Origin of the sequence: Alkalihalobacterium sp. APHAB7, from assembly GCF_048323755.1 — a bacterium.
GTDB lineage: Bacteria > Bacillota > Bacilli > Bacillales > Bacillaceae_F > Alkalihalobacterium.
Genome location: NZ_JBLWFS010000018.1, coordinates 1 through 25553, shown reverse-complemented (window position 1 = coordinate 25553; position 25553 = coordinate 1). Strand labels below are relative to the sequence as shown.

28 protein-coding genes are annotated in these 25553 nt (G+C 36.6%); 19 read left to right on the top strand and 9 right to left on the bottom strand.

What is annotated here, in order from left to right; all coding sequences use genetic code 11:
* Positions 1 to 7: 7 nt before the first annotated feature.
* Complete coding sequence (locus ACNSTQ_RS16020; protein WP_418200825.1) at positions 8 to 244, bottom strand: transcriptional regulator SplA domain-containing protein; 237 nt, start codon at positions 242 to 244, stop codon at positions 8 to 10.
* 266 nt (positions 245 to 510) lie between these two features.
* Between ACNSTQ_RS16020 and ACNSTQ_RS16015 the strand changes: the two genes are divergently transcribed.
* From ACNSTQ_RS16015 to ACNSTQ_RS15990, 6 genes are all read left to right on the top strand, one after another.
* Complete coding sequence (locus ACNSTQ_RS16015; protein ID WP_418200824.1) at positions 511 to 1593, top strand: endospore germination permease; 1083 nt, start codon at positions 511 to 513, stop codon at positions 1591 to 1593.
* Positions 1590 to 3062, top strand: a complete 1473-nt coding sequence (locus ACNSTQ_RS16010) for a spore germination protein (RefSeq protein WP_418200823.1) — start codon at positions 1590 to 1592, stop codon at positions 3060 to 3062. The genes ACNSTQ_RS16015 and ACNSTQ_RS16010 overlap by 4 nt, the downstream gene beginning before the upstream one ends.
* Positions 3059 to 4228, top strand: a complete 1170-nt coding sequence (locus ACNSTQ_RS16005; RefSeq protein WP_418200822.1) for a Ger(x)C family spore germination protein — start codon at positions 3059 to 3061, stop codon at positions 4226 to 4228. Before ACNSTQ_RS16010 ends, ACNSTQ_RS16005 begins: the two co-directional genes overlap by 4 nt.
* Positions 4229 to 4292: 64 nt before the next feature.
* Entirely contained in the window at positions 4293 to 5099 is an 807-nt protein-coding gene (locus ACNSTQ_RS16000; protein ID WP_418200821.1) for a DUF169 domain-containing protein, read from the top strand.
* Positions 5100 to 5660: 561 nt separating this feature from the next.
* A complete protein-coding gene (locus tag ACNSTQ_RS15995) occupies positions 5661 to 5960 on the top strand; it encodes a hypothetical protein (protein WP_418200820.1) in 300 nt (99 codons plus the stop codon).
* Between the two features lie 86 nt (positions 5961 to 6046).
* The gene (locus ACNSTQ_RS15990; RefSeq protein WP_418200819.1) at positions 6047 to 6259 is read left to right on the top strand and encodes a DUF6501 family protein; all 213 of its coding nucleotides are present in this window, start codon (positions 6047 to 6049) and stop codon (positions 6257 to 6259) included.
* Positions 6260 to 6385: 126 nt separating this feature from the next.
* Here the strand turns inward: ACNSTQ_RS15990 and ACNSTQ_RS15985 are convergent, their stop codons facing one another.
* A complete protein-coding gene (locus ACNSTQ_RS15985) occupies positions 6386 to 7291 on the bottom strand; it encodes a CobW family GTP-binding protein (RefSeq protein ID WP_418200818.1) in 906 nt (301 codons plus the stop codon).
* Positions 7292 to 7383: 92 nt separating this feature from the next.
* Between ACNSTQ_RS15985 and ACNSTQ_RS15980 the strand changes: the two genes are divergently transcribed.
* The gene (locus ACNSTQ_RS15980; RefSeq protein ID WP_418200817.1) at positions 7384 to 7515 is read left to right on the top strand and encodes a hypothetical protein; all 132 of its coding nucleotides are present in this window, start codon (positions 7384 to 7386) and stop codon (positions 7513 to 7515) included.
* 135 nt (positions 7516 to 7650) lie between these two features.
* Here the strand turns inward: ACNSTQ_RS15980 and ACNSTQ_RS15975 are convergent, their stop codons facing one another.
* Both ACNSTQ_RS15975 and ACNSTQ_RS15970 read right to left on the bottom strand, forming a co-directional pair.
* Entirely contained in the window at positions 7651 to 8481 is an 831-nt protein-coding gene (locus ACNSTQ_RS15975) for a site-2 protease family protein (protein ID WP_418200816.1), read from the bottom strand.
* Positions 8482 to 8603: 122 nt separating this feature from the next.
* Positions 8604 to 9146: a YpiB family protein gene (locus tag ACNSTQ_RS15970; RefSeq protein WP_418200815.1), complete on the bottom strand. Its 543-nt coding sequence runs from the start codon at positions 9144 to 9146 to the stop codon at positions 8604 to 8606.
* A gap of 135 nt (positions 9147 to 9281) precedes the next feature.
* Here ACNSTQ_RS15970 and ACNSTQ_RS15965 point away from each other — a divergent pair, with 135 nt between their 5' ends.
* From ACNSTQ_RS15965 to ACNSTQ_RS15955, 3 genes are all read left to right on the top strand, one after another.
* Complete coding sequence (locus tag ACNSTQ_RS15965) at positions 9282 to 9521, top strand: hypothetical protein (protein ID WP_418200814.1); 240 nt, start codon at positions 9282 to 9284, stop codon at positions 9519 to 9521.
* Positions 9522 to 9736: 215 nt separating this feature from the next.
* Positions 9737 to 11806: an AMP-binding protein gene (locus ACNSTQ_RS15960; protein WP_418200813.1), complete on the top strand. Its 2070-nt coding sequence runs from the start codon at positions 9737 to 9739 to the stop codon at positions 11804 to 11806.
* A 5-nt stretch (positions 11807 to 11811) separates the two neighbouring features.
* Positions 11812 to 12210 (top strand): (deoxy)nucleoside triphosphate pyrophosphohydrolase, encoded by a 399-nt coding sequence (locus ACNSTQ_RS15955; RefSeq protein ID WP_418200812.1) that lies wholly within the window; start codon positions 11812 to 11814, stop codon positions 12208 to 12210.
* A gap of 55 nt (positions 12211 to 12265) precedes the next feature.
* Here the strand turns inward: ACNSTQ_RS15955 and ACNSTQ_RS15950 are convergent, their stop codons facing one another.
* Entirely contained in the window at positions 12266 to 12763 is a 498-nt protein-coding gene (locus ACNSTQ_RS15950) for an arsinothricin resistance N-acetyltransferase ArsN1 family A (protein ID WP_418200879.1), read from the bottom strand.
* 140 nt (positions 12764 to 12903) lie between these two features.
* Here ACNSTQ_RS15950 and ACNSTQ_RS15945 point away from each other — a divergent pair, with 140 nt between their 5' ends.
* Together ACNSTQ_RS15945 and ACNSTQ_RS15940 are read left to right on the top strand one after the other, a co-directional pair.
* Positions 12904 to 13815, top strand: coding sequence for an NAD-dependent epimerase/dehydratase family protein (locus ACNSTQ_RS15945; RefSeq protein ID WP_418200811.1), 912 nt, complete (start codon positions 12904 to 12906; stop codon positions 13813 to 13815).
* Positions 13816 to 13896: 81 nt separating this feature from the next.
* Positions 13897 to 14253: a hypothetical protein gene (locus tag ACNSTQ_RS15940; protein ID WP_418200810.1), complete on the top strand. Its 357-nt coding sequence runs from the start codon at positions 13897 to 13899 to the stop codon at positions 14251 to 14253.
* Positions 14254 to 14648: 395 nt separating this feature from the next.
* On the opposite strand, the gene ACNSTQ_RS15935 is transcribed toward ACNSTQ_RS15940, so the two are convergent.
* Entirely contained in the window at positions 14649 to 15032 is a 384-nt protein-coding gene (locus ACNSTQ_RS15935; RefSeq protein WP_418200809.1) for a DUF2512 family protein, read from the bottom strand.
* Positions 15033 to 15103: 71 nt separating this feature from the next.
* Between ACNSTQ_RS15935 and ACNSTQ_RS15930 the strand changes: the two genes are divergently transcribed.
* The 6 genes from ACNSTQ_RS15930 (at position 15104) to ACNSTQ_RS15905 (ending at position 21625) form a co-directional block, all read left to right on the top strand.
* Positions 15104 to 15256: a hypothetical protein gene (locus tag ACNSTQ_RS15930; protein ID WP_418200808.1), complete on the top strand. Its 153-nt coding sequence runs from the start codon at positions 15104 to 15106 to the stop codon at positions 15254 to 15256.
* Between the two features lie 303 nt (positions 15257 to 15559).
* The gene (locus ACNSTQ_RS15925; protein WP_418200807.1) at positions 15560 to 18046 is read left to right on the top strand and encodes a DUF3656 domain-containing U32 family peptidase; all 2487 of its coding nucleotides are present in this window, start codon (positions 15560 to 15562) and stop codon (positions 18044 to 18046) included.
* A gap of 223 nt (positions 18047 to 18269) precedes the next feature.
* A complete protein-coding gene (locus ACNSTQ_RS15920; protein ID WP_418200806.1) occupies positions 18270 to 19070 on the top strand; it encodes a S1C family serine protease in 801 nt (266 codons plus the stop codon).
* A gap of 25 nt (positions 19071 to 19095) precedes the next feature.
* Positions 19096 to 19836, top strand: coding sequence for a metallophosphoesterase family protein (locus ACNSTQ_RS15915; RefSeq protein ID WP_418200805.1), 741 nt, complete (start codon positions 19096 to 19098; stop codon positions 19834 to 19836).
* An 18-nt stretch (positions 19837 to 19854) separates the two neighbouring features.
* On the top strand, positions 19855 to 20715 hold the full coding sequence (gene uvsE / locus ACNSTQ_RS15910) for a UV DNA damage repair endonuclease UvsE (protein WP_418200804.1): 861 nt from the start codon (positions 19855 to 19857) through the stop codon (positions 20713 to 20715).
* A 46-nt stretch (positions 20716 to 20761) separates the two neighbouring features.
* Positions 20762 to 21625 (top strand): DUF6671 family protein, encoded by an 864-nt coding sequence (locus ACNSTQ_RS15905; RefSeq protein ID WP_418200803.1) that lies wholly within the window; start codon positions 20762 to 20764, stop codon positions 21623 to 21625.
* Between the two features lie 61 nt (positions 21626 to 21686).
* On the opposite strand, the gene ACNSTQ_RS15900 is transcribed toward ACNSTQ_RS15905, so the two are convergent.
* Together ACNSTQ_RS15900 and ACNSTQ_RS15895 are read right to left on the bottom strand one after the other, a co-directional pair.
* On the bottom strand, positions 21687 to 23288 hold the full coding sequence (locus ACNSTQ_RS15900; protein WP_418200802.1) for an ABC-F family ATP-binding cassette domain-containing protein: 1602 nt from the start codon (positions 23286 to 23288) through the stop codon (positions 21687 to 21689).
* A 118-nt stretch (positions 23289 to 23406) separates the two neighbouring features.
* On the bottom strand, positions 23407 to 24549 hold the full coding sequence (locus ACNSTQ_RS15895) for a GGDEF domain-containing protein (protein ID WP_418200801.1): 1143 nt from the start codon (positions 24547 to 24549) through the stop codon (positions 23407 to 23409).
* A gap of 472 nt (positions 24550 to 25021) precedes the next feature.
* On the opposite strand from ACNSTQ_RS15895, the gene ACNSTQ_RS15890 reads away from it, so the two are divergent.
* Positions 25022 to 25333, top strand: a complete 312-nt coding sequence (locus ACNSTQ_RS15890; RefSeq protein ID WP_418200800.1) for a hypothetical protein — start codon at positions 25022 to 25024, stop codon at positions 25331 to 25333.
* A gap of 104 nt (positions 25334 to 25437) precedes the next feature.
* Here ACNSTQ_RS15890 and ACNSTQ_RS15885 read toward each other — a convergent pair.
* On the bottom strand, positions 25438 to 25553 hold a 116-nt coding region (locus ACNSTQ_RS15885), incomplete at its 5' end, for an IS3 family transposase (protein WP_418200878.1).

Sequence of the window (25553 nt, the reverse complement as noted above, 5' to 3'; positions counted from 1 at the left end):
CTTAATATTACATGGTCGGGCCAAAATAATATTCATACATTTGTTCAGCTTCTTCAGAGGTTTGATACATCGCATATTCATCCGTTAGAGGATAGTATGTATCGTACATGAAAAGAGATAGTTCGTTTGGATTTTCTGGATTAGAGGTAATTGTAGCCTCTTGAACTGTAGCAACATTTTGTGTATGTGGATTTCGATAGATTACATAAACCGAATCTCCATCTCGTAACTCGCTTATATTCATAATGGAAACCCCTCATTTCATTGTTTTTGTTTTATATAGTAGTAATTTTTCCTGTACACCTTCTTTTATAGCTTTTAAATTGAAGCAAAGCTTGGGAATAAAGGAAACTTTTAGAGGAAGTGGTTTAGGTACTATATAAAATTGAAGGGTTTTGAACCTTTTTTGTAGGAGAGGTTTTAATATAAAGTTTTTTACTTAGGAAAGTGTATAGACTAAATAAATTAAGAGAAAATATCCATAACTTACTTGAATTGGGTGGACAAAATATGAAATTTTCTCGTCTGCAATTATTGTTTGTACTTATTTTAACTCTTGGAATATCTAATCATGTTCTATTACTCCCGCATTTATTAAAAACTGCAAAACGTGATGCTTGGGTTTCTGTTCTTATCGCTTATTTGATATTAATTTTTTGGGGTTGGTTGCTGCACCTAATCATAAAAAAAAATGGTCAGGAAAAACTATCTACTTGGCTGAAAGTACGTACAAATAGTTTTTTTTCAAGTATCACAATTGCAATGCTATTTATTTACATAGCATTGTCAGGGATTATTACTTTTGACGATTTTATAAGAAAGATACATATTTATTTCCTCCCGCTTACACCTATTTGGATAGTAGTCTTCTCTTTTCTCTTATTATGTATTGGAGCGGCATTCTATAACCTTAAGACGATCGTCTATATGTCAACAGTTCTTTTACCGTTTGTTTGGTTACTAGGACATTTTGTTGCGATTGCTACATTGCCGGAAAAAGACTATTCATACCTTTTTCCATTATTTACGCACGGAATAGGACCAATTTTAGAAGGGATAATGATTGTTTTAGGAGGTAGTGTTGATATACTAATTCTTCTTCTCTTGCAACAACATGTAAAAAAATCATTTAATTTTCTATCTATTTTTATACTAATTACTATACTAATGGGATTAGTTATGGGGCCAGCATTTGGGTCCATTTCAGCCTTTGGCCCGAATGTAGCAGCTTTAATACGTTTCCCTGCTTTTGAGCAATGGAGACTTGTAATGCTTGGGGAATATTTCTCCCATTTAGATTTTTTAGCTATCTTTCAATTACTTAGTGGAGCAACGTTAAGAGTTGCATTATTTTTATTCTTAATTAATGACATATTTGACAATTTATCGATTTTCAAAAAAAGAACTACTCTCATTTTGTATAGTATTTTACTTGCTGTGTTTTCTATTTATCCTACAAGTGATATTTGGATGACAACAGTACTTAGAAACTACTTTTATCCAGTTGCACTTACATTTGGAGTTACTCTAACATTAATCCTTGTTGTGGTTAGTTATTTGCCACAAAAGAAAAACGTGGGTGAGAGCGTATGAAGTTAAATTGGAGCCGTGTTTCTCGAAAATACAAAGCTGAAGATGAACTTCAAAAAGGAATGCTCAATCAACAAATATTGAAGAAAGTGCTTAGTAGTTATGGAGAAATACAATTTATACCTGATGAACAAGACTCGGGAATTACAGCTTTTTATTGTGAGGGAATGGTTGATACAACTCAACTTAATGATTACTACCAGGTAGTAGTAAATCAAATAAAACATACAAATACACGAACTGACGAACAACAAAACACTGTTGAATTGCCACCAATGGAACGTATTGAAATATTTTCCAAAATGTTTGAGAAAGTCTTTTCGGGATTTCTAATATTTTATAAAGTCAATGATCATTTCTTTTATAGTGTCGATATATCAAAAATTCCTCAAAGGGTTCCTGCCGAGTCGTCTACAGAAGTTTCGATAAAAGGACCGAAAGATGCTTTCACTGAAGAACTGTTTGTTAACATTTCACTACTTCGAAAACGTATGAAGACAAAGTATTTATATAATGAAATCTTTACAATAGGTTCACTATCGCAAACAAAAGTAGCTTTGCTTTATTTGGAAAACAAGGCAAATAAAGCTTTAGTAAAGTCTGTCAGAAAAAGGTTAGAAACATTTGAAGTAGAGTCTGTTGTCAGTAGTGGCCAATTAGAACAATGGCTATCTGATCGTACTTTTTCTTTATTTCCATTATTTGACCATATTTTAAGACCTGATTTTGTAATCGAATGTTTACTTCGCGGACGATTTATCATTGTAGTTGACGGTTCTCCCGTAGTACTAATCGGACCCATTAATTTCTTTGAACTAATTAAATCACCAGAGGACGTACATTATCCATATTTTTATGTCATTTTTCAAAGGCTTTTAAGAATTATTGGAGTAAATATTGCTATTTTTCTACCAGGATTTTGGATTGCAATCTCTTCTGTGAACCTTGATCAACTTCCGTTCCCGTTATTAGCTACTGTTGTTGTTGCAAGAGATGGCTTACCATTTCCAGCAGCAGTAGAGGCATTCTTTATTCTAGGGTTGTTCGAATTACTTAGAGAAGCGGGGGTTCGAATGCCTAGAGCACTAGGACAAACCATATCGATAGTTGGGGGGCTGATTATTGGAGATGCTGCAATTCGTGCAGGATTAGCCTCACCGGCACTTATTGTGATCATCGCCCTTACAGCTGTAGCGACTTATACGCTAGTCAATCAATCATTAACTGGTACAGTGACGGTTTTAAGAATATATTCATTGCTTTTTTCTGCACTATTAGGGGTGTACGGTTTTTTTGTAACGATGTTTAGCATTCTTATCTACCTGTGCCGACTTGAGTCATTTAAGGTGGCTTATCTTGAGCCAATTAGTTCTTTAGATTTTAAAGAATTCCTTTCTGCTTTAGTCATGAATCCCTTTAAAAGAAGTAAATGGACAGCACCAATGTTACGGAAGTGGAGAAAGTCGGAATGAAGAAAAATTACAAAATTCTCGTCATTATTTGTTTGTGTGTCGTGTACATTTGTGGTTGTACAGATGTAAAAGAAATTCAGCATTTGAGCTATGCAACAGCTATTGGCGTAGATTACAAGGATGGAAAATACCATAGTTATATCCAATTAGTTTCTTTTGAGGGCATTGCGAGGACTGAAGGGCAAACATCAGAAGGAAGTGTGTGGGTCTCAGAAGCAGTAGCTGATACATTTGAAGATTCATTCTTTGTAGTATACAAAACCGCACAAGAACGAATTATATGGGCTCATGTCACAACAATTTTATTGAGTGAGACAGCTATTGAAAAAGGGTTTGATAACATATTTGATTCTTTAACGAGATATTATGAATTTCGTTTAACCCCATGGGTTTTTGGTACGAACGAGTCGGTTGAAAAAGTTTTGTCAACACCAGGTTTTTTTGGACAAACGACTTTAGATACAATATTACATGCACCGAAAAGAATATATGAGCAAAGCTCTGTTATTCGTCCGATTAAATTACAAAGGTTGGCGAGAGAAATATTCGAACCAGCGGAAACGACCTACGTTGCTTCAGTTGCAATAGATAATACTACGTGGGAAAAAGATCAAGTAACAGATCCGAAGATTGCACTTAATGGGGCCTTTTTTATTAAAAATGATGAATTTAAAGGGTTCTATGAAACAGAAAAACTAAATGGCCTCAGGTGGTTAACACCTGAAACAGTTCGAGCAGACGTAGCAGTCCAAGGGGATAATGAAGATATCGAATACCATGTTGTATTTGAATACCCGTCTGCCAATGTCGATCTTGTATTTATTCAAAACACCCCTAAATTCAACATCGAACTTGATGTAACAGGGTATTTCGTTAATCGTAACGTCAATGAGACGATAAAGCTACAAGAAATTGAGAAAAAAACGAAGGAAACTATTACGGATGAAATAATGAAACTATATTTATTAGGGGTGGAAGAGGGGGTTGACTTTTATAACTTAGAGCATGAGTTGTTTCGTAAAAACTTTCCTACCTGGCAACGTCTAAAGAAGAATGGTGATCCAATACTCACAGAAACTTCTTTACATGATATAAGTATTAATTTAACGATTGAGCATACAGGCGTAAAGAAAAATCCAAGTGTTGATATGAAGGATATTCGCTAAAAGAAAGGGTTTTCACTCTAACTTACAGAATAGTCTAATTATTATAAGTTAGGGGGAGAACTACATGGAAAATGCGGTAAATCAAATCGAAAAAGTAGGCTTATTAGGCAATGCGATTGAAAAATTTGTACGACCTGATACATTTCCTTTAGGAATTCGAGTTATGAAGGAAGGGGAAGAGTTACCCGAGAAAGTAAGACGTCCTTTGAGGGATTTAGGGTCGAGGTTTAGTATTTGTCAAGCGATTACGATGTCAAGAAGGTACGGATGGGCATTGGCTATGGGAAGTGAGGATCAGTCCTGTCCCATCGCAAAAGTTGCTTTTGCATATGAAGATGAAGTAGATTTTTACTCTGATGGGAATTTAGCACACGGAATGTATGCCAAGACCTGTGAAATAGGAGTTGAAACTGAAAAAGCAGTACCGAAGTTTGCAAAAGCTGAAGCCGGTACCATTGTAATTGCACCATTAAATCGGGCGACGTTTGAACCGCAAATTGTTGTTACTTATGGAAATTCTGCTCAAGTTATGCGAATGGTAGCAGCATCGTTATATACAACAGGTGGGGAGATCACTTCACATTTTTCAGCCCGTGCCGATTGTGCAGATATTATCATTCGCACGATGCAATCCGACAAGCCGCAAGTGATTTTACCGTGCTATGGTGACCGAGTGTTTGGTCAAACCCATGACCATGAAATGGCCTTTTCTTTTCCGTATTCTGGTGTATCGTCTTTTATGGAAGGGTTAGAGGGCACCCACCGAGGTGGTGTTCGTTACCCCATTCCAACCTTCTTGCGGTATGAAAATCAATATCCAGCAACATATGAACGACTAAATGATATGTTTGATGATCAAAGCGGGAATTAGGTTTTAGTTATAAAGTTCTATGCAAGGTGGACAGATAAAATGTCCTTCATGAAGCTGATGAGGGACAAATCAAGGTAGAGCTGTAAGGGAAGTGTCCTTCATAATGCTGATGAGGGACAAATCAAGGTAGAGCTGTAAGGGAAGTGTCATTCATGAAGCTGGTGAGGGACAAAACAAGGTAGAGCTGTAAGGGAAGTGTCCTTCATGAAGCTGATGAGGGACAAAACAAGGTAGAGCTGTAAGGGAAGTGTCCTTCATAAAGCCACATGAAAGACAAACTAAGGAAGGAATGTAACGGAAATGGCCTTCATATGAATAACGAACGCACGCGTGTATTAGTTGAGTAAGCGCAATAACCATTCAATTTAGAAAGGTTGGGATAATTTTTAAGTAAACCCAACCTTTTTTTACGTAATTAAGAGGGTTTAGTTAAAAGAAGAATTGCGTAAAGAGTTAAAAGAAGAGCTTGAAAATGAGTTGCGGGAACAAATGATGGAGGAAGAGACAAAAACAGAGGCAATAGAAGACAATGAACCACACACTGGTATTCAAAAAAAATAGTTGGCTTGGGAAGGACAGTGGAATATTAATGATCATCCAGATGTAGGTGGATACTTACATATTTATGACGAAACAGATGATGGCTTTTACTTTGATATTCATGTAGCCTATACACATGTAGGTGAAATTGAAGGGGCATATGCGATTAAGAATGGTAATGTCGCAAAATCTGTTGAAGACGAATATGGATGTGTAATGACTCTTACGCGAAACGGCAACTTCATTATATCCGAAGAAGGACCAGAATGTTATGTTTGGAGTGGAATGGCGATTGATTTAAACCGTGAATTTACGAGATAATTGTTTTGACATGATTAGCGGTTATTCTATCTTTTGCCTTTTTTTGATATGATAAGGGATATACGTACTAAAAGGAGGTAAAAGTCATGATCCATCAAAAGTGGAGTGAGAGTCAAACGATCAAAAAAGTAAAATGCGTACATACAAATGCAAAAAAATATATGGTCGACCGTGCATTAACTGCTGATAAAGTGTACGATGTAAAAAATGAAACAGAAGAGTTTTATTTTGTTGTCGACAACACAGGGAAAGTTGGAGGTTACTACAAAGATTACTTTCAAGAAGTAGAAGTTAACTAGTAGAACTTCATCGATATGAAGGATATACGAATCAATGTAAAAGACTGACTCCGTCTCTCTCCTTTTCAGGCGTATTTTGTGATCTAACGCTAAAAAGAGGTTTGAGGTCAAGGGAGTCAGTCTTTTTTACAGTAAATTTAATGCTTCCTTCAAATCTGCTTTGTTTAAGTGTGAACCGATAAACACAATCGTTGTTGGGTGGTCAGATAGATCAGGCAATAAAATAGGTTGTCCATTTGTATATTGAAACGAATATAGTAAGTTAGACTCAATAAAGCGAATAAAGCCTTTCACCCGATAGATAGATGCCGGTAATCTTGAGATAAATTGTTCAAATCCCTCGTGGTGAACAGGGTGGTTGAACGTATGGACATAAGTTTGTAACGCTAATTTATCGATGGTGACCGATGATTTCTCGTCTTTTTCGTTTAAAGAAATACCAGTAACAACCATCGGGTTAATGTCGGCATTAGATGTGAGTATCGCTAGTGCTTTAGAGTTTAAACCCTGAATTGAATAAAGAGCGGACGCTTGATCGCTCTCTTGCAGAAGATCACTTTTATTCAAAAGTAACAAATCTGCATGTTTTACTTGTTCTATTATTAATTCTTCGACAGCGGGGTCAAGCGTATGTCGTTGCATCCAAAGTGAGAGGTCAATGACCGTGATGATCCCTTTCATTTGAATTCTGGCGGCGATCGATGGGGCCATACATGCATCGAACACTTCTAATGGATGAGCAGCTCCTGTCGTTTCGATATAGATCGCATCGAGTTCATGTTCCTCAAGTAATTTGGCTAACTGATCTTCAAATTGGTCAATAATTGTACAGCAAACACATCCATCAAGTAATTCTCTTAATGGTAAATCCTCAGATACAGCAGTACTATCAATCGAAACCTTTCCAATCTCATTCATTACGACACCGACATCTCTACCGGTTTCTTTTTCATGTTGTAATAACTTTCTCAATAAAGTGGTCTTTCCACTGCCTAAAAATCCCGAAAGGATGTAAATTTCCGTTTGTTTCATTTGTAACTCCTTATTCATTCAAAGTTGATTTTCGTTTTATTATACACTAGCTGGCTGTCAATCCCATAAACTTATGAAGAGGGGGGATCAGGATGATGAAAGGGATTGACCTGCAAATGGTATCGTTTCTTGGGATTTCATTAGTACAAGATTATTTAACATACATTTATTTTCCAAAAATTTATTATTGGCATGTCGAGCCTTTAAAAAATGAGGAAGACTAGAAAAAGTCGGAGTAAAATAATAATGCGGTTCTAATACATTAAAAAGAAATAGGATTGAATGTTTTAAGTGTGATGGACCAAGTCATAAACAAGGAGAGCGATAGTGAAAATCGCTCTCCTTGTTTTGCAATTCTTTTATCGTTTTTTTAAAACTTCTTGTTTTTCTAAAAAGATATGGATATTCATAAAGATGCTAATAAGTAGCGTGATCCATAGGATAATCTCTAAAAATGTTAGTCCAAGCTCTAAACTTATCGACCAGATATTATTAATAATAAACGGTGAAAAAAGAAAAAAGGTTCCTATTATAAGACAAGCCTTCATACTTTTTTGTAAATAACTTTCTTTTATACCGAGCTGAGTTCCGATCTCTTCGAGGAAAAGTAAAACCAACCGTCCACCGTCAAGGCCAGGGATGGGGAGCAGGTTAATCATCGCATATAGTAAACTTAGAAGTGCTAAGCCGAGTACAGCACTGTCCATTAGTTGCGCTAAAGAAGTGTATAATTCAAGCTGACCGATTAAGTCTCGCTCTGGAGAGTAGATCGTTGAAATTTTTATAGTTGGTATAAGTAATAAAAGATGATAAATTCCTTTTAATGCTTGAACGATGCCTCCCCAAAAAGCACCTGTCTGCTGAAAGCTGAAGTAACCATAGCAAAGCAAATAAAACAAAAGATTGGTAAGTGATCCCGACAGAAAAAATCCCATTTTGATCCCTAAGTGAGATCGTTGGAATTGTAAGGAATGAACGGTTACTTTTCCACTAATGGGGAACAACTGAAAAGACCATCGGCAATCGTTTGTAACGGTATGATAAATGGTAGGTCCACGTCCCACAAGGAAGTTAGTCACTTTTAAACCAGTGAAACGGGCAAAGCAGTAATGTCCCCACTTATGAATAAAAAGAATAAAATAAACTGCTAAAACCAATTTTAGGAAAAGGAACATTTCATACCAGGTCACATTCTTTTAACCCCCTCATATTCTTAGCTGTCTCACAAGAATATCTAATGAGAAAAGTAAAGGCTACTCCTTAATCCACGAATTATATTTCATCATATGATGACTAGAAAGAACTAGAACAACTATTCATAGGTTTGTAATTGCTTAACGAGGTGTTGAAAGAGTTTTTCATTTTTCTCATCTAAAGCTTTATCAATTTGGCGTAGTAATATCTCTTTCTTATTTTGGTTTAGAGATTGCTCAATCACTTGTTCTGCTTCTTTGGCAACTTTTTCATAGTGCTCATAACGTCTAATATTATCAATCGATTTGTTCTCGATCAGTTGTAAGTACCGTTGATTGTTTAATTTACCGTAAAAATGTAGTAAAAGATAAACGGGTTCCGTTGGATGGGTAGTGATGTCGTTATAGGCAACAGCAACTTCTTCATATACTCGACCTGATTGATAATATTTAAATCCTATTTCATCTGAATTCATGCTAGAAATGACAACGGTTCTTCGATGGCTTTTTAACTCGTCTGTGAAATGAACATGATCTAATATATGAAAGTTTTTTAATAAAACTTCTAACAATCGCCTGGCATCCGCTTTCTTTAGTCGATGGTTTTCAAGAAACCATAATAAGAAAGTTTTTTTTTCGTGTGCTGAAACAAATTTACTCATAAAAAAACCCCTTGATAAAACTATGATCATTTAATTTTACTCAAAAATAAAGTTTTAAGACTACTTGATTGTAAGATTTTGTGACACGTTTATTCGGTTGACCTTCATACCATACTAGTAGTGGAGGGATAAAGGATGGAAAAAGAGCAAATCGGTGATGTGTTTAAACTTTACGGTTACGGCCAGTTATTTGAACAAATTCGTAGTTATATCGGACAAGAAGCTATTTTGATTAGCGCGGAAGAAGAAGCGGTAGAGGCTTTCTTTAGTTACTTTTCGTTTGAAGACTATGATTACTTGTCGATCAAAGAACTTAAAACGTATTTTTCACTTTTCCTATATATCAACCAGCAAAATAATAATGCGTTCATGTAGAGTAAAATGGTTTTAGCCATTATGTAAGTCACGATGCTTTGATGCTTTAACGCAGTAGTGGTACCTGGCACCTTTAGTGAACTAAAGGTGCCAGGTACCATTTTTTTACTTTGTAATTGTTTTAACAGTGTGACATTTTTCAATTTACCTGTAAAATACTATAATGGATATAACTAAAAAATAACATAAGGTTGGACAAGACTGGAGGATTTCCATTGTTTGGATTATTTAAAAAGAAAACAGAGAAAAAGATAGAGAAACCGAAAACAAATCGAGTCATATACATGTCAAACCATGTATCAAAAAACGACGTAGTTTATTTGCATCGGGAACTACCGTTACACGTACATTTTTTCATTTTTAATAAAGAAGAATATGAACTGAATGAAAAGAACTTGGTCGGACGAAAAGTTACATACTTTGAAGAGGTAACGCCTGATGTGTTAAAAAAGGCGATCTCAATTATAGAGTCAGAAGAGCCTGTACTTGTATTTCCAGAGATCCGGATTTCGCGAACGGGTAATCTCATGAAGATTTATGAAGAAATTGCATTTATCGCCAATCGCACAGAAGCGACAATTTATCCGGTTATCATTCAAACGAATGACACAAAGAACGCACTAATTAATTTTACGTCGCTCAATCCATTTTCAGAAAAAGATGCCTCGATACATATTGGAGAACCGTTCCAAATTAATATTGAGAAGAAGCCTGGTGTCAATGAAAAGCAGCTGGCAACATCTATCATTTATCAAAAGATGACCGAACTATATGCAAAATCAATGTATAAGTATAATGTTAATTTATTTAATGAACTTCTTGAAGCATCAAAAGTTCACGATCAAAACAAAATTATGATTAAGGACCCTACGAATGCACTAACCTACAAAAAGTTTTTGCTAGGAGTTCAAGTATTAAGTTCCAAACTGGAAACAATATTAGATGAAGAAAGAGTCGGGGTTTTCTTGCCTTCCTCCATCGGACAAGCGGTATGTTTGTTCTCTTTATTTAAAATCGGTATTACACCAGCGGTATTAAACTTTACGATGGGGCACTCCACGTTGATTGATTGTTGTGAGACAGCAAGTGTAAAAACGATCTTAACATCGAAAGTTTTTATTGAAAAAGCAGAATTGAATGAGGTAATTGACGTATTTAAAGCCAATGGCCTGTCGATCATTTATCTTGAAGATGTAAAAGAAAGCTTGAATTCAAAAGATAAAATTGTCGGCTTAAAAAATCACGCAAGTTCACAGCGATCTGTTCATGCTAAAAATGAGGTTATATTATTTACTTCTGGTAGTGAGAACAAGCCAAAAGGTGTTATTTTAACCCACGATAATATTTATGCAAACATACACCAAGCGTTATCCGTTATCGATTTACATACCGGCGATCGAATGTTAAACCCGTTACCGATGTTTCATAGTTTTGGATTATCAATTGGAACATTTTTACCGCTATTATCAGGTATTCCTGTTGTCATACATCCATCGCCGATTCAATATAAGGTTATTCCAGAACTTCTTTATAATGAGGACATTACGATTATTTTAAGTACACCAACGTTTTTAAATGGATATGGTAAAAACGGTCATCCATTTGATTTTCATACTGTTCGTTATGTCATCGCAGGTGCGGAAAGTGTTAAAGAAGAAATTAAAGAGCTGTTTCAACAAAAATTTGGAATTCGGATATTAGAAGGGTATGGTGCAACAGAAGCTGCACCTCTGTTAGCAGTAAATACGCCAATGCACGCAAAAGAACAGTCGGTAGGAAAAATGATCCCTGGCGTTCAATATAAACTTCAAAAGGTTGAAGGGATCGAAAAAGGTGGGAGCTTGTTAATCAAAGGACCGAACTTAATGAAAGGATATTTAATCCACGGTAAAGGGTTTATTCCACTTAATGATTGGTATGATACGGGAGATGTCGTTGAAATCGATGATTACGGCTACATTACGATCAAATCACGATTAAAACGTTTTGCAAAAATCGGTGGTGAAATGGTTTCATTAAATCTCGTTGAAGAAATCGTTGCCCAATGTTTTGATGACATCGGGTTTGCTGCTGTCAGTATTCCAGATAAACGTAAGGGTGAAAAGATCGTATTGTTTACGAATAAAGAAGAATTTAATATGCGTGAACTAAAGCGATATGTAAAAGCTCATAAACATTCAGCCCTATTAATTCCAGCTGAAGTAAAGCAAGTTGAAGAAATTCCTCTTTTGGGTAGTGGGAAGACAGACTACGTCACACTAGAACGAATAGCTAAAAGTGAGTGATCCAATTGAAAACGATTGAAGTAGTAGGAGCCGTTATGGTGAATGAAAACAAACAAATTCTTTGTGCATTACGATCTGAGACGATGTCGATGCCCAATCATTGGGAGTTTCCAGGCGGGAAAATAGAAAAGGGCGAGAACATGGAAGAAGCGTTAATTCGAGAAATTGATGAAGAACTGGGTTGTCAGATTGAAGTAGTAGAAAAGATTACGGATACACATCATCAAACCGACTCCGTGATCGTTCATTTACACACTTACTTAGCAAAGATTATTGAGGGTACGCCTAAACCAATGGAACACGCTGAGTTAAGATGGGTGCCTATAGAATGCCTTCACCAATTAAACTGGGCGCCAGCTGATATTCCGACAGTTGATTGGTTACAACAAAAGATAATTCAGTGATGTTGAATGTAGAATTATAAAAAACGGCACCTTCCTAGAGTGCCGTTTTACTTTATTAAACAAAGCATTTTTCCATTGCCATAATATCAATGAATGTTCCGTCCAATTTGCCCTGGTTATGAAAGATACCTACTTCACGATAGCCATTTTTCCGGTAAAGAGATTGTGCCATCTCATTCTGAGGAAATGTAAAAAGAACAATTTTATAAAAATCATTTTCTACCGCGAGTTGTTCGATCGCTTGCAAGAGATGGTTGCCAACGCCTTTTCCACGAAAATCTCTATGAATGTATATGGATAAACTAGCCACTCCATCATAAGCAGCGCGAGGGGAATATTGATTAAGAGAAGCCCACCCGGCAATCATTCCCTCAATCTCTGCGACAATGACGCCATATCGTCCTTGATGGTTAGCAAACCATTCTTGCATATATGCATGGTCTTTTGTTTCTGTTTCTAAAGTAGCATTTCGATCTTCAATTCCCTGGTTATAAATAATTCTTATTACATCTAAGTCTGTATCAGCAGCTAATCGAGTTGTTACGATTTTAATCACAACCATGCACCCTTTCTTTTTAAATCTAGTTATTTTTAAGATATCATATTTCTAGCTTTTCGGGTGAACGAAAATTTAGCAATCTGTTTGTCATTTTACATAAGAACAGACAAATCTAACTGAAAGGAAGGCAAAGTATGAAAACAGCACTAGTACTGGGTGGAACGATGTTTTTTGGAAAAAAGGTAGTTGAACGCTTATTAAAAGAAGGAGTAGCTGTAACGATTGCAACGAGGGGACAGGCGAGTGATGACTTTGGTGACCGTGTGGAACGTTTAATCGTTGATCGTGAAGATAAAAATACATTAGAGGAGGCTCTATCTACTCGATCATTTGATATCGTCTATGATCAAAGTTGTTATTCTCCACAAGAGGCATTAGATATTTGCGATATTTTAAATGGCAAGATTTCTAAACTAGTTTTTACATCGAGTGGGGCGGTATATGATTTTGGTGTCAATAAAATTGAGGGTGATTTTGATCCGTATACGTATTCCACTTTTGAGCTGAAAGGAAGACGAGAATACAAAGGTATTTTTGGTTATCAGGAAGCGAAACGTGTGGCTGAAGCTGTTTATTTTCAAAAAGCAAGCTTTCCTGTCGTTGCTGTCAGGTTGCCAATTGTTGTTGGAAAAGATGATTATACGGAACGCTTAAAGTTTCATGTTGAAAAAGTAGTTAAAGGAGAACCCCTTCATATTCCCAACCTTGATAACATCCTGGATTTCATCACTTCTGATGAAGCTGCTAACTTTTTGTTTGAATTAGGGCTCAGTTCGTTTGAAGGTCCGATTAACGGTTCTGCACCGGATGATCTATCATTTAGAGACCTTATGAAACAAATAGAAGACATTGGCGGTAACAAGGCAATTTATACCGATAAGAAGAATGAGCAAACGATGTCACCATATGCTTTACCTGACTCGTACTCGCTATGCTCTAAAAAGGCAGAACAGTTAGGCTTTACCTTTAGAAGTGTAGACGATTATTTACCTGAACTTGTAAGGTTTTATTTTAAAAAAGTAAATGGGACGACAGGTGAAACGTGAGAAAAAAAATGATATGCTATAAAAGCTTATGAAAGTAGCAATAATGGAACAATAGTGGCACCTAGAGGAGGGACTCAATACATGAGCTTAATGAGAACGATAACTGGGATCTGGAGAAGTTCAGAAGAAACGAGTGAACAACCTAAAGTTCCGGAATTAAAAACACGATATTTCAGTAAAAATCAGCGAGCAATGATCGAACATGTTACAACAACGATCAATCAAAAGTTTTCCGATTGGGACATAAAGAAAGTCGATTTGGAGCGTGGTGAAATTATCGTAGAAAAGAAAAAAGGTACACCTTATCTAATGATAATTACAGTGTTTAAAATAGACCCAGTTAAAAGTGCAATTGATATTCTCTGTTCGAAACAAGGCTCACTAGGCGATCTCGGACAAAGCTATCGGTACATTCAACAATTTTTCAACCAAATTTAAAAATATGGTGCCAGGCACCTTTAATGCTTTATTGTGTTAAAGGTGTCTTTCGTCATGGGAAGATAGTGCTCTTTTATGTAAGAGAGGTTACATATACTTAACTGCGCTCATTAACAGAAAAAAGGCTACAGATAGAGACATTCCAATAACTAGACTCTTTTCTTGAAGATCTAGACCTTTCCATTTTGTAATCATTTGACTACCTCCTAAAATGGTTTGTTCTAGACTATGAGCAAATCTAGTAATTTATACTTCTATTTTATAAAAAAATTTACTAGAGTAGATACTTGAAAAAATAGTAAACAGGGTAGTCTGTGCATGAAAAAGAAGTAAAGAACAGGCATGGAGAAGGGTTCTCCATGCCTAATATAGTGCACTGTTGTGTGTTCTTAACATTAATTTGGATATTTAGGGTTGTGGTGGATATTTTTTCTGTAATTAACCATGTACTTATGAAAAAACCATTCTCCACCTGTAATGAGCAGGGCGGATATAAAAGCAACGAAAAATGGAATTCCTAAGCCTTGGAAGAGAGGTCCAATGATCCAAATTAACCAAGTGGCTATAAAGAGATCTGCCAAGGAAGCGATCACGTTGTTTGAGATCTTTAAGATATACAAATCACCAACAGAATAACTAACCGCTGCAACCAATATCCCAATTCCAATCGGGGTCCAAAGCGGGTAGTTATAGGCGACGGACATGACAAGGACGAGTACAATGATTGTCATAGCCATTTTTATGAGGATGGGGTTTAAATGTTTAAAAATGATAACCACTCCTTAAATCTTTTTCAATACCGTTAGTATGTACAAATGTCAATGAAATAACTATAAGTGAGGAGGAGCTGATGATACGGACGATAGCGCTTAATGATGCAGTTAGATACGGGACCCTTTTGAAAAAAATAGAAGAAGAAACAGATTTTTTATTATTAGAACCGGACGAAAGAAATACGTCAAAAGAGCATATCGAAAAAATGATTGAAATGTTTTTAAAGTAAGAAAATTCGACCATACTAGTAGCAGAAAATAACGGAAGTCTGATTGGACATATCTTAGCAAAAGGTGGAACCGCAAATCGAAACCAATGTGGACGAATATTACATGTCGAAATTGTTAGATAAATAAAAAAGCTTACAGAGATGCAGATTATCGTTTAAAATAGAAAAGGCTTGTTTACAATCTTTATGAAGTTTAAATATTCTAGAGATATAAAGTTAATGAAAAGCATGTAACTTTGCCTCACTTATGGTTAAAAGTTTTTTAAATAAAATTTGTCTTAAAAACGAAAGGATGATTCACTCTTGAATCCTTTTTTAAAAAAAAGCGTTGAATTATTAGCACCTGTCGGAAATTGGGATTGTTTACGTGCAGCTGTTGCCAACGGAGCAGATGCTGTTTTTTTTGGTATTGGGAAATATAACGCCAGAGTTCGAGCGGATAATTTCCAAATGGAAGAACTCCCTCATATTATGGCGTACTTACACAAATATAATGTACGCGGTTATGTAACTTTTAACATTTTAGTGTTTGAAAACGAGTTAAATGATGCAAAACAACTAGTTACCGCCTGTATCGAAGCAGGTGTTGATGCATTAATTGTCCAAGATATGGGTCTTATGCATATGATCCGAGAAATGTCACCTGACTTTCCGATCCATGGCTCTACTCAAATGACTGTAACTTCTGCAGAGGCTGTTGAGTTTTTAGCGCCTTATGACATTGAAGTGGTCGTACTGGGACGTGAAAATAATCTAAAACAGATTAAATCGATTTCCAATAAGACCGAAACACCACTAGAAGTTTTTGTTCACGGTGCGCTTTGTGTTTCGTATTCTGGACAATGTTTAACTTCAGAAATGTGGGGAGGTCGTTCAGCCAACCGCGGCGAATGTGCTCAAGCCTGTCGTTTACCATATGATCTAATGGTTGATGGGGAAAGAAAAGAAATGGGCAATATCGCTTACGTTCTATCTCCGAAAGATCTTGCTGCCATTGATCTCGTACCAGAGCTAATCGAGGCTGGAGTTTCTTCTTTTAAAATTGAAGGACGTTTAAAGTCTCCTGAGTATGTTGCTAACGTTGTTAGTAAATACCGTAAAGCCATTGATGAATATATGGCAGGGTCAGATTACCGCCCGTCAGTAGAAGATATTCGTGAACTAGAACAGAGTTTTAGTCGTGGGTTTACACACGGATTCCTAGGTGGAACAAATCATAAAAAACTTCTTGATGGAACGTTCCCGAAAAAACGGGGTGTTTATTTAGGTACGGTTAAAAAAGTGTTAAAGGATGCGGTGCTCTGTGACATTGAAGCTCCGTTAAAGCGCGGCGATGGAATTGTATTTGATGCAGGTCGACCGGAAGAAAAAGAAGAAGGCGGACGTGTCTATGACCTTCGAAAACGTGGAGAAAAAGTGCCGGGTGAAATTCCATCTGGTTTAATTGAAATTGTTCCAGGACGTCATGATGTGAATTTAACAAAAGTTAAAGTTGGCGATAAAATTTGGAAAACGAGTGACCAAGAGCTTGAAAATCGCTTACGTAAAACATTTGAAGGTGAAATTACGTTTAAATTATTTCCAGTTCGAATTGGAACAAGCGGTGCAGAAGGAAAACCTCTTGTCGCAAAATGGACTGATGTAGTTAACGGAAATTCTGTCGTTGTTCATTCTGAAATGGAACTAGAAAAGGCGATGAAAAGACCACTAACGAAAGAATATTTAGTGGAACAATGGGGTCGTTTAGGCGGGACGGTTTTTGAATTAACACATCTAGAACTTCAATTAGAAGGGGACTTAATTGTTCCGGTAAAAGAGCTTAATCGCATGCGTCGTGTCGCAGCTGAGCAACTACTTGAACTTCGAGAAAAACCACGCCAATACAAAGTAACCGAAGAGTCAACAGTGGTCTCTGCGAAAAAAGAACGCGACCAAAAAGTGTCGAGTAGTGAGTTGATTGCTCTTTGCCGTTCGATGGAACAAGTGGAAGCAGCTTGTCAGACGGATGTCCATTTCGTTTACGCTGATTTTGAGTTTACGACAGATTATCCGGCTGCAGTTGAAGTAGCAAGAAAATATAATAAACCAATCGCGTTAGCAACACCTCGTATTCATATGCCTGGAGAAAATGGTATTTTAAATGGAATTTTAAAGGCCAAACCAGATGCTATTCTTGTTCGTAGCTTAGGTGCCGTGCAATATTATACTTCTCAAAATTTAGATTTACCATTGTTTGGTGATTTCTCACTTAATATCGCCAATCATAAGGCTGCTGAATTATTCTTAAGTCGTGGGCTAGAACGTGTGACGCCTTCTTACGATTTAAATGTTCAGCAAATGGTCGATATGCTTGAAGTGGCACCAACCGATCAAATGGAGCTTGTTATTCATCAGCACTTACCAATGTTTCATACAGAACACTGTGTGTATTGTACATTTTTAAGTGAAGGAACAGATTTTACAAACTGTGGTCGTCCTTGTGAGGAACATCGTATCTCCTTACAAGACCGTGTTGGCTTTTCGCACCCAGTTCGGGTTGATATTGGATGTAGAAATACAGTCTACAATGCCATTGAACAATCTGGAGCAGAATATTTACCGCAATTCTTACAATTAGGTATAGCACATTATCGTGTCGAGTTTCTTGAGGAGACTGGAGACAAGGTAAAAGAAGTTCTATCTTTATATCGTGAAGCACTAGATGGAAAGCGCTCAGGAAGCAGTGTTTGGCGTGAATTACGTGCAACGAACCAGCTTGGTGTCACTAGAGGACAACTGGTGAAAAAGTAAAAATATAATAGACCTCACTAAACTTGCTATAGTAGTTAATGAGTAACTTTACAACATTGATCAAGAGACAGGATGAATTCCTGTCTTTTTTTATTGTCTAGAAGTTCAGGAAAAGCGATTTTAGTTATGCTACTTCTATTTGCGTCGAGAGTAGTGGTAAATCGTGTTTTCTAAATAAAAATGATATGATTAGAATAGTATTTATAAGAGGGTGGAGGAGCGTATGAACGATAAAGAAAATGAAAATATAGAAGAGCATCAGTACGAGGAACCGTCACTAGAAGACTTTTTTATTGAAGAAGAGGAAGAAGATCTTGAACGAGTTGAAAAGCAAAAAAAGCGTAAAGCATTCATTATAAAATCGGTTGCGATCGGTGTTTCTTTCTTACTCGTCCTAAATGTGCTGGGTGTATGGTTAAACATGTTTAATTTGAACGCTCTGCAGTTCTTAAGAACGTCTAACGAACTATCCAAACAAGAAGATATTCAAATATATAAAGAAGCCGTTGTCACCATTCAAGGTAACAATTCAAGGGGAACGGGCTTTGCCATATCATCAGAAGGAATGATCATAACGAATCATCACGTAGTGGATGGAAAAGGACAACTTGTCGTTAGTTTTCCAAATGGCGATTTGTACGAAGGAACGGTGATTGAATCCAATGAAGAATTAGATCTCGCTTTTGTATCTGTTCCTGCTAGGGATGTTCCGCATCTTACTTTAGATGAAAACAGTGGATCCATTGGAGATGCAATTTATGTCATTGGTAATCCATTGATGCATTCACAAATTGTAACTGACGGTGAAATCGTTGAAAATGAGGATCGTTTACATGTGTTAAAAATTTCCGCACCGATATATAGCGGTAATAGCGGAAGTCCTGTTATCAATGAAGAAGGAAAGGTCATTGGCGTTGTCTATGCCCGAACGATCCCGCGATTACTTGATGATAAAAATTCAGTCGGGTTAGCTATTCCGATCCAATATGTAAACGATGAATTACAACAGCTTATCGGTCCATAATTAAAAGAAAGAGAGAGGGGATACAATGGAAAGAATCGCAGTTATATCAGATATTCATGGCAATACACCAGCTTTAGATGCTGTATTAGCCGACATTGAAAGTCGTCAAATATCTCATATTATTTGTCTTGGAGACCTTGTTGGTAAAGGTCCGCATTCGAGTTTAGTCATTGATAAAGTTAAAGCGAATTGTGAGCTGACGATTATGGGGAATTGGGATGATATCATTACGAAAGAACCAAAGTTTGAAACACTTCGCTGGCACCAAGCACAACTACGTGACGATCAAGTCGCTTTTTTAGAACAACTTCCTTTCTCTTTTGACTTTTATATGAGCGGGAGGTTAATTCGTTTATTTCACGCTTCACCTAGAAGTGTTCATGAAAGAATACAACCGTGGGATCTAATTGAGAAAAGACTAACGATGTTCCAAAATTCTCAATACACGGAAAACATTGAGGGTGAAAAAGAGCCCGATGTTGTCGGATACGGGGATGTACACAATGCTTATGTGCAAAACTTTCAAGGGAAAACGTTATTCAATTGTGGGAGCGTCGGAAACCCGTTAGAAATTACACAAGCTTCGTATGCAGTTTTAGAAGGTCAGTATCAGTCAAAACAAATAGGTAGTTTTTCAATTCAATTTGTACGAGTTCCGTATGACATTGAGTTAGCGATAGAGCATGCGAAAGATGTAAATATGCCAGAGCTAGAAGATTATATTAAAGAGTTAACAACTGCAAAGTATCGAGGTTTGAAAGACTGATGAAAAGGATGAGAAGAATTGCGACTAGGTTATGCGTGTCAAAATATTAGCTTGAAATCAAAGATGAGGACATGTCGTTTAGCTACCGTTGAAAAAGAAGGTATGGCAAAAATTAAGGAACTTGCTTTACTCAATTTGAAAGAAGTTCTGAAAATGGTTCACTGGAATGCAGAACATGATATTCTTTTTTTTCGCTTGAGTAGCGATATTATACCGTTTGGTAGTCATGATATTCTTGATTGGAATTGGTGGGAAGATAAAGACGTCCTTCATCTCACGGATCAAATCGTTGAAATCAAACAAACACATCACATGCGGCTTAGTATACATCCGGGTCAATATACGGTCATCAATTCACCAAATGAAAATGTAGTAAGTAATGCATTAAAAGACCTAGTGTATCATGCCAAATTAATGGATTTGGTGAAGGGGACAGATATCATTATTCATACGGGCGGTGCTTATGGAAATAAAGAAGAAAGTAAACAAAGGTTTATTAGCGTCTATAATCGATTAAGTCCTAACATAAAGGAGAAACTTCGCCTCGAAAATGATGATAAGGTGTATAACGTTAATGACGTATTGGACATTCACAAAGAAACGGGAGTACCGGTATGCTTTGATATCCATCACCACTTCTGTAATCCTGTGGATACTAATATCCATGAGGTTATTTCAACAGTAGTGAAAACGTGGGACGGAATAGGTAAACCGAAAATGCATATAAGCTCAGGAAAAACGTGCAAGACTGATACGGCACATCACGATTTTATCCACGAGGAAGATATGAATTATTTCATGTCGGTTTTAGATGGGTATGATGTAGATATAATGATAGAAGCTAAAATGAAAGAACAAGCGATCCTCAAGCTAAGGTAGTAGGATGGGTTTTATCATTCTGGAAGAAAGTGCAGATGACGTTTAGATGAAAAAAAACAAGAATATATACTTAAATCAAAAAGCGATACTTGCGACCATGCATAAAAAAGAACAGGTGATTGCACCTATCTTAAAACAAGAGTTAGGCATTGAAGTAGCAGTTCCTGAACAGTTGGATACGGATGTTTTTGGTACGTTTTCAAATGACGTGGAGAGAGCGGGAGACCAGCTTGAAGCTGCTCAAAAAAAGGTAGAAACAGCGATGCTCCAAAGTGGACTAAATATAGGGTTGGCAAGTGAGGGGTCATTTGGTTCACACCCGATCATTCCGTTTATGCCTTTTAATCGCGAGCTCATCTTGTTTGTTGATAAGGATCGAGACCTTGAGGTTACAGGATTAACAGCAAATGGCAACACAAATTACGCTGGAAAAATAGTTGAAAGTTACGAAGATGCATATGAATTTGCTCTAGCTCAAGGGTTTCCCGACCACGGAGTGATTGTTAAAGCTACTGAGGATACGACAAATCGAAAAGAGATGGAAAAAGGGATTATAGAGGCTGACCATCTTAAACGTGCCGTTTCCCGGTTGCTAACCAGCTCACGAAAGTCTGTTTTTATTCAAACCGATATGCGAGCGATGTTTAATCCGACCCGAATGAAAAATATTGAATTAGCCACGTTAGATCTCGTCAAAAAACTACAGTCGTTTTGCCCAGTTTGTACAACGCCTGGGTATGAGGTCATTGAATACAAAAAAGGATTAGAATGTGCGTATTGCGGTAATCCTACCGAAGCCGTTCGGTCTCATTTGTATAAATGTAAAAACTGTACACATGAAGAAGAAATTCTGTTTCCAAGTGGCAAGGAGTACGCGGACCCGGCTCGCTGTAATTGGTGCAACCCTTAAAATTTACAATAACAAATACAAAAATAACACCGCTCAAATGACTTGAGCGGTGTTTGCGTGGTTAAGCACTAGCATTTGCTACTTCTAAGTACTCATCATATGTCATAAGCTTATCAACAATTGTACCTTCTGGTGTAATATCGATAATGCGGTTAGCAATCGTTTGAATAAACTGATGGTCATGTGAAGTGAAGATCATTGAACCTTTATAGTTGATGAGTCCGTTGTTTACAGCTGTAATTGATTCTAAGTCCAAGTGGTTCGTTGGCTCATCTAATAGGAGAACGTTAGCACCACTTAACATCATTTTTGAAAGCATACAACGTACTTTTTCGCCTCCAGATAAAACACTCGCTTTTTTCATAACTTCTTCACCTGAGAACAGCATTCGACCAAGGAAGCCTCTTAAGAAGCTCTCAGTTTGGTCGTTCGGTGAAAATTGACGTAACCAATCGACAAGGTTAAGGTCACAGCCTTCAAAATACTTCGAGTTGTCTTTAGGGAAGTAAGCTTGAGAAGTGGTTAAGCCCCATTTATACGTTCCGCTATCTGCTTCCATTTCACCCATTAAGATTTTAAATAAAGTCGATTTTGCAAGTTCATTTGCACCGACTAAAGCAATCTTGTCATCTTTGCTCATCGTAAAGCTAACGTTATCCAACACTTTTACTCCATCGATTGTTTTAGAAAGACCTTCTACACGTAATAAGTCATTTCCGATTTCGCGTTCAGGAGTAAAGTGTACATACGGGTAGCGACGAGATGATGGTTTAATGTCATCTAATGAAATTTTCTCTAATGATTTCTTACGAGAAGTTGCTTGCTTCGATTTAGATGCATTGGCCGAGAAACGGGCAATAAAGTTTTGTAGTTCTTTAATCTTTTCTTCTTTTTTCTTATTTTGATCTTGAGCCATTCTTAACGCTAGCTGGCTAGACTCATACCAGAAGTCATAGTTTCCAACATAAATTTGAATTTTTCCAAAGTCTAAGTCGGCAATATGAGTACACACTTTATTTAAGAAGTGACGGTCATGGGATACAACAATAACGGTATTCTCAAAGTTAATTAAAAACTCTTCTAACCATTGGATCGCTTGAATGTCTAAGTGGTTGGTCGGCTCATCAAGTAAAAGAACATCAGGCTTACCGAATAATGTTTGTGCAAGGAGTACTTTGACTTTATCCCCACCTGTAAGATCTGCCATCTTTTTATAATGAAGGTCTTCGCCAATACCAAGACCTTTTAGAAGAATAGCTGCTTCAGACTCAGCTTCCCAACCGTTCATTTCGGCGAATTCACCTTCTAGTTCAGCTGCTTTAATTCCATCTTCGTCACTAAAATCTTCTTTCATGTAAATCGCATCTTTTTCTTGCATAACTTCATATAGTCGAGCATGGCCCATAATAACAACTTTAAGGACTTCATGTTCTTCATATTCGAAGTGGTTCTGTTTTAAAACTGCAAGACGCTCGCCTGGATTCATATGTACTTCACCTTGTTGAGGTTCAATTTCTCCAGAAAGAATTTTGATAAACGTTGATTTTCCAGCACCGTTCGCGCCGATAAGACCGTAACAGTTACCTGGTGTAAATTTAATATTTACTTCTTCAAACAGTTTTCTATCTCCGTAACGTAAACCTACATTTTGTACTGTAATCATTAAATAAAACCCTCCAAAAAACAATATCTATAAAATTATACCATTAATTCACTTTATAAAAAACTATAGTTGACTGCAGAATGAATATAATACAAATTAAAAAGCCTGATTTGGATAATCAGGCGTGATCAATACGCACCTTGAAGCTTTGTAACTTTTTATTTTTCAGTGGTAAACTTCCCGTCTTTTCGCACTGCAATTTGATTTCGACCAGATCGCGTTTAGCAAAGTAAAGGCATTCATCTGCCTCTTGAACGAGTTGTTCAGGTGTCATGCTTGGACTAGTGAAGTTCGAAACCCCAAGTGAAATAGTAACATTAAGTTGTGCACCGTTTATATGAAACAAAGCCGCCTCTACCGATTTCCGGATCCTTTTGGCAATTTGAACAGCATCTTCTTTATCACAATTGGGAAGTAAAATCGAGAATTCCTCGCCACCATTTCTTGATACGATATCTGACGAACGAGATTCTGACTGTAGCAACTGCCCTAATTTCTTTAAAACGAAGTCTCCATTAAGATGACCATATGTATCGTTTATCTTCTTAAAATGGTCAATATCAATTAATAGGAAGGAAAGCTGCTTTTCTTCGTTGATTCGAGTCACATCAACTAACTCTTGAATAGCTTTATTGAAACCGCGTACATTGGTTAACCCTGTCAGCGCATCTTCATAGGAATTCTGTTTGATGGAACGATAATTTTCATTTGCTTCTCTAACATAACGTAAACAATACATAAGAAAAATACCAGTCAAAAGAAAGATCACACTAAATTGTATTATGATGACTATATCTCTTACTAAGAGGTACAGTGTTGCCACTCCTACCAGTGTTGAATAGGTAATCATATATAACCATTTTTTACGATATTGTTTGGCTATGAAATGACCGATTACTCCACACCCTACTCCTACAATGAGGGTAGTGCTAAACGCAATTAATCCACCTAAATTTAAACCCCAAAACCATATTCGTGCAAACCCAATAATAGCAGCAACTATTATAGCTGGTATTAAGCCGGCTAGATAAGCTGCAAGCATAATTGAAAAATAACGTAAGTCGATGACAGCTTCTGAGATTTGAATGCTGTATTGCATCAAAATAATTCCTAAAAAACTACAATATAGCCCTATTGCAAATCTCGTGCGAAGTGATGAATGGACCGATAAGGCAACATCTCTATTTAAATATCCCGCAAAGAAAATAAATGACGATAAAATAGCAGCATTCGCAAACATTTCATGGATAAAGTAGTACATTTGATTATAATTCTCACTTTCTTAAAAAAAGTAGGACAAATTTAATTATATACACCTTAGTTTTTTTAAAACAATAGAAAATAATGTGAAGAAAAGAAAAAAACAGACATAAAACACTGAGAAAATTATAAATACGAGTTGACAGGTAGGAATTGTTTGAATAATATATAAGTAAGTAATTAAACTTCACAGTGACAGTCATTTTAGTAAATGGCTCTTTTCACAAAGATTGTTGCTCCGTGCTTTTGGACCGTAAGCCAAGCGAATGCTTGGCTCTTCACGCTATGCGTGAAGCTTTTGAAAATAAAATAGCCGTTCAGACAAATGAATTTGTCTTGAAAAGGCTATTTTATTTTCAAAAAACGGCCCAAAAGCAACAAAGTTTACGAAATCAGCTTAGTAAAAAAAGATCGCTATGTTTTTGTTAGAATAAATCAGATCAGATTAGTATGAATAAAAGGGGATGTTAGGTATGATAAAATCGGTAATTTCTAGTTTACAAAAAATGTTTGTTGAACAGTACTCGACAACAATTGCACCTTACCATCTCTTATTTAATGAACAATTTATGGCACGATACACTTCGTATTATTCATGGCAACAGTTCTTAAGAAATGGATATTTCGATACAGTGGATATACAAAATATTATTAATAGCAATAAGGAAGAATGGGATCAATTTATCGCTCAAACCACTCATTTTAGTACTTGGAGTGAAATGTTAAATAAAGCTCAGGAGCAATATGTGTTAGAACGCCCAGATGGACCGTATCAATTAATGTAAAGGGTTTAATGCTCTACATGAACGGCGACTGGTAAGTGTTTCAATAAAAAAGATGATTCCTTGAATAAAAGGTACCCTTTGTAAAGGACATTTTTAAAAAAGGCTTAGGCCACCTTTAAAAGGTGATTTCTGTATTGCACAGGAGTCATCTTTTTTAGGTTCCATTGATATCTAGTATGGTTATAATGGCGGATATATTTGTCAATATCCTGTTTAAGCT

Excerpts from the sequence above, each read along its gene's own strand:
- ACNSTQ_RS16015 (WP_418200824.1), top strand. The coding sequence starts at position 511 with ATGAAATTTTCTCGTCTGCAATTATTGTTTGTACTTATTTTAACTCTT.
- ACNSTQ_RS15990 (WP_418200819.1), top strand. The coding sequence starts at position 6,047 with ATGATCCATCAAAAGTGGAGTGAGAGTCAAACGATCAAAAAAGTAAAA.
- ACNSTQ_RS15915 (WP_418200805.1), top strand. The coding sequence starts at position 19,096 with ATGGAAAGAATCGCAGTTATATCAGATATTCATGGCAATACACCAGCT.
- ACNSTQ_RS16005 (WP_418200822.1), top strand. The coding sequence starts at position 3,059 with ATGAAGAAAAATTACAAAATTCTCGTCATTATTTGTTTGTGTGTCGTG.
- ACNSTQ_RS15980 (WP_418200817.1), top strand. The coding sequence starts at position 7,384 with ATGATGAAAGGGATTGACCTGCAAATGGTATCGTTTCTTGGGATTTCA.
- ACNSTQ_RS16010 (WP_418200823.1), top strand. The coding sequence starts at position 1,590 with ATGAAGTTAAATTGGAGCCGTGTTTCTCGAAAATACAAAGCTGAAGAT.
- ACNSTQ_RS15890 (WP_418200800.1), top strand. The coding sequence starts at position 25,022 with ATGATAAAATCGGTAATTTCTAGTTTACAAAAAATGTTTGTTGAACAG.
- ACNSTQ_RS16020 (WP_418200825.1), bottom strand. The coding sequence starts at position 244 with ATGAATATAAGCGAGTTACGAGATGGAGATTCGGTTTATGTAATCTAT.
- ACNSTQ_RS15900 (WP_418200802.1), bottom strand. The coding sequence starts at position 23,288 with ATGATTACAGTACAAAATGTAGGTTTACGTTACGGAGATAGAAAACTG.
- ACNSTQ_RS15895 (WP_418200801.1), bottom strand. The coding sequence starts at position 24,549 with ATGTACTACTTTATCCATGAAATGTTTGCGAATGCTGCTATTTTATCG.
- ACNSTQ_RS16000 (WP_418200821.1), top strand. The coding sequence starts at position 4,293 with ATGGAAAATGCGGTAAATCAAATCGAAAAAGTAGGCTTATTAGGCAAT.
- ACNSTQ_RS15945 (WP_418200811.1), top strand. The coding sequence starts at position 12,904 with ATGAAAACAGCACTAGTACTGGGTGGAACGATGTTTTTTGGAAAAAAG.
- ACNSTQ_RS15930 (WP_418200808.1), top strand. The coding sequence starts at position 15,104 with ATGATACGGACGATAGCGCTTAATGATGCAGTTAGATACGGGACCCTT.
- ACNSTQ_RS15985 (WP_418200818.1), bottom strand. The coding sequence starts at position 7,291 with ATGAAACAAACGGAAATTTACATCCTTTCGGGATTTTTAGGCAGTGGA.
- ACNSTQ_RS15970 (WP_418200815.1), bottom strand. The coding sequence starts at position 9,146 with ATGAGTAAATTTGTTTCAGCACACGAAAAAAAAACTTTCTTATTATGG.
- ACNSTQ_RS15940 (WP_418200810.1), top strand. The coding sequence starts at position 13,897 with ATGAGCTTAATGAGAACGATAACTGGGATCTGGAGAAGTTCAGAAGAA.
- ACNSTQ_RS15965 (WP_418200814.1), top strand. The coding sequence starts at position 9,282 with ATGGAAAAAGAGCAAATCGGTGATGTGTTTAAACTTTACGGTTACGGC.
- ACNSTQ_RS15920 (WP_418200806.1), top strand. The coding sequence starts at position 18,270 with ATGAACGATAAAGAAAATGAAAATATAGAAGAGCATCAGTACGAGGAA.
- ACNSTQ_RS15905 (WP_418200803.1), top strand. The coding sequence starts at position 20,762 with ATGAAAAAAAACAAGAATATATACTTAAATCAAAAAGCGATACTTGCG.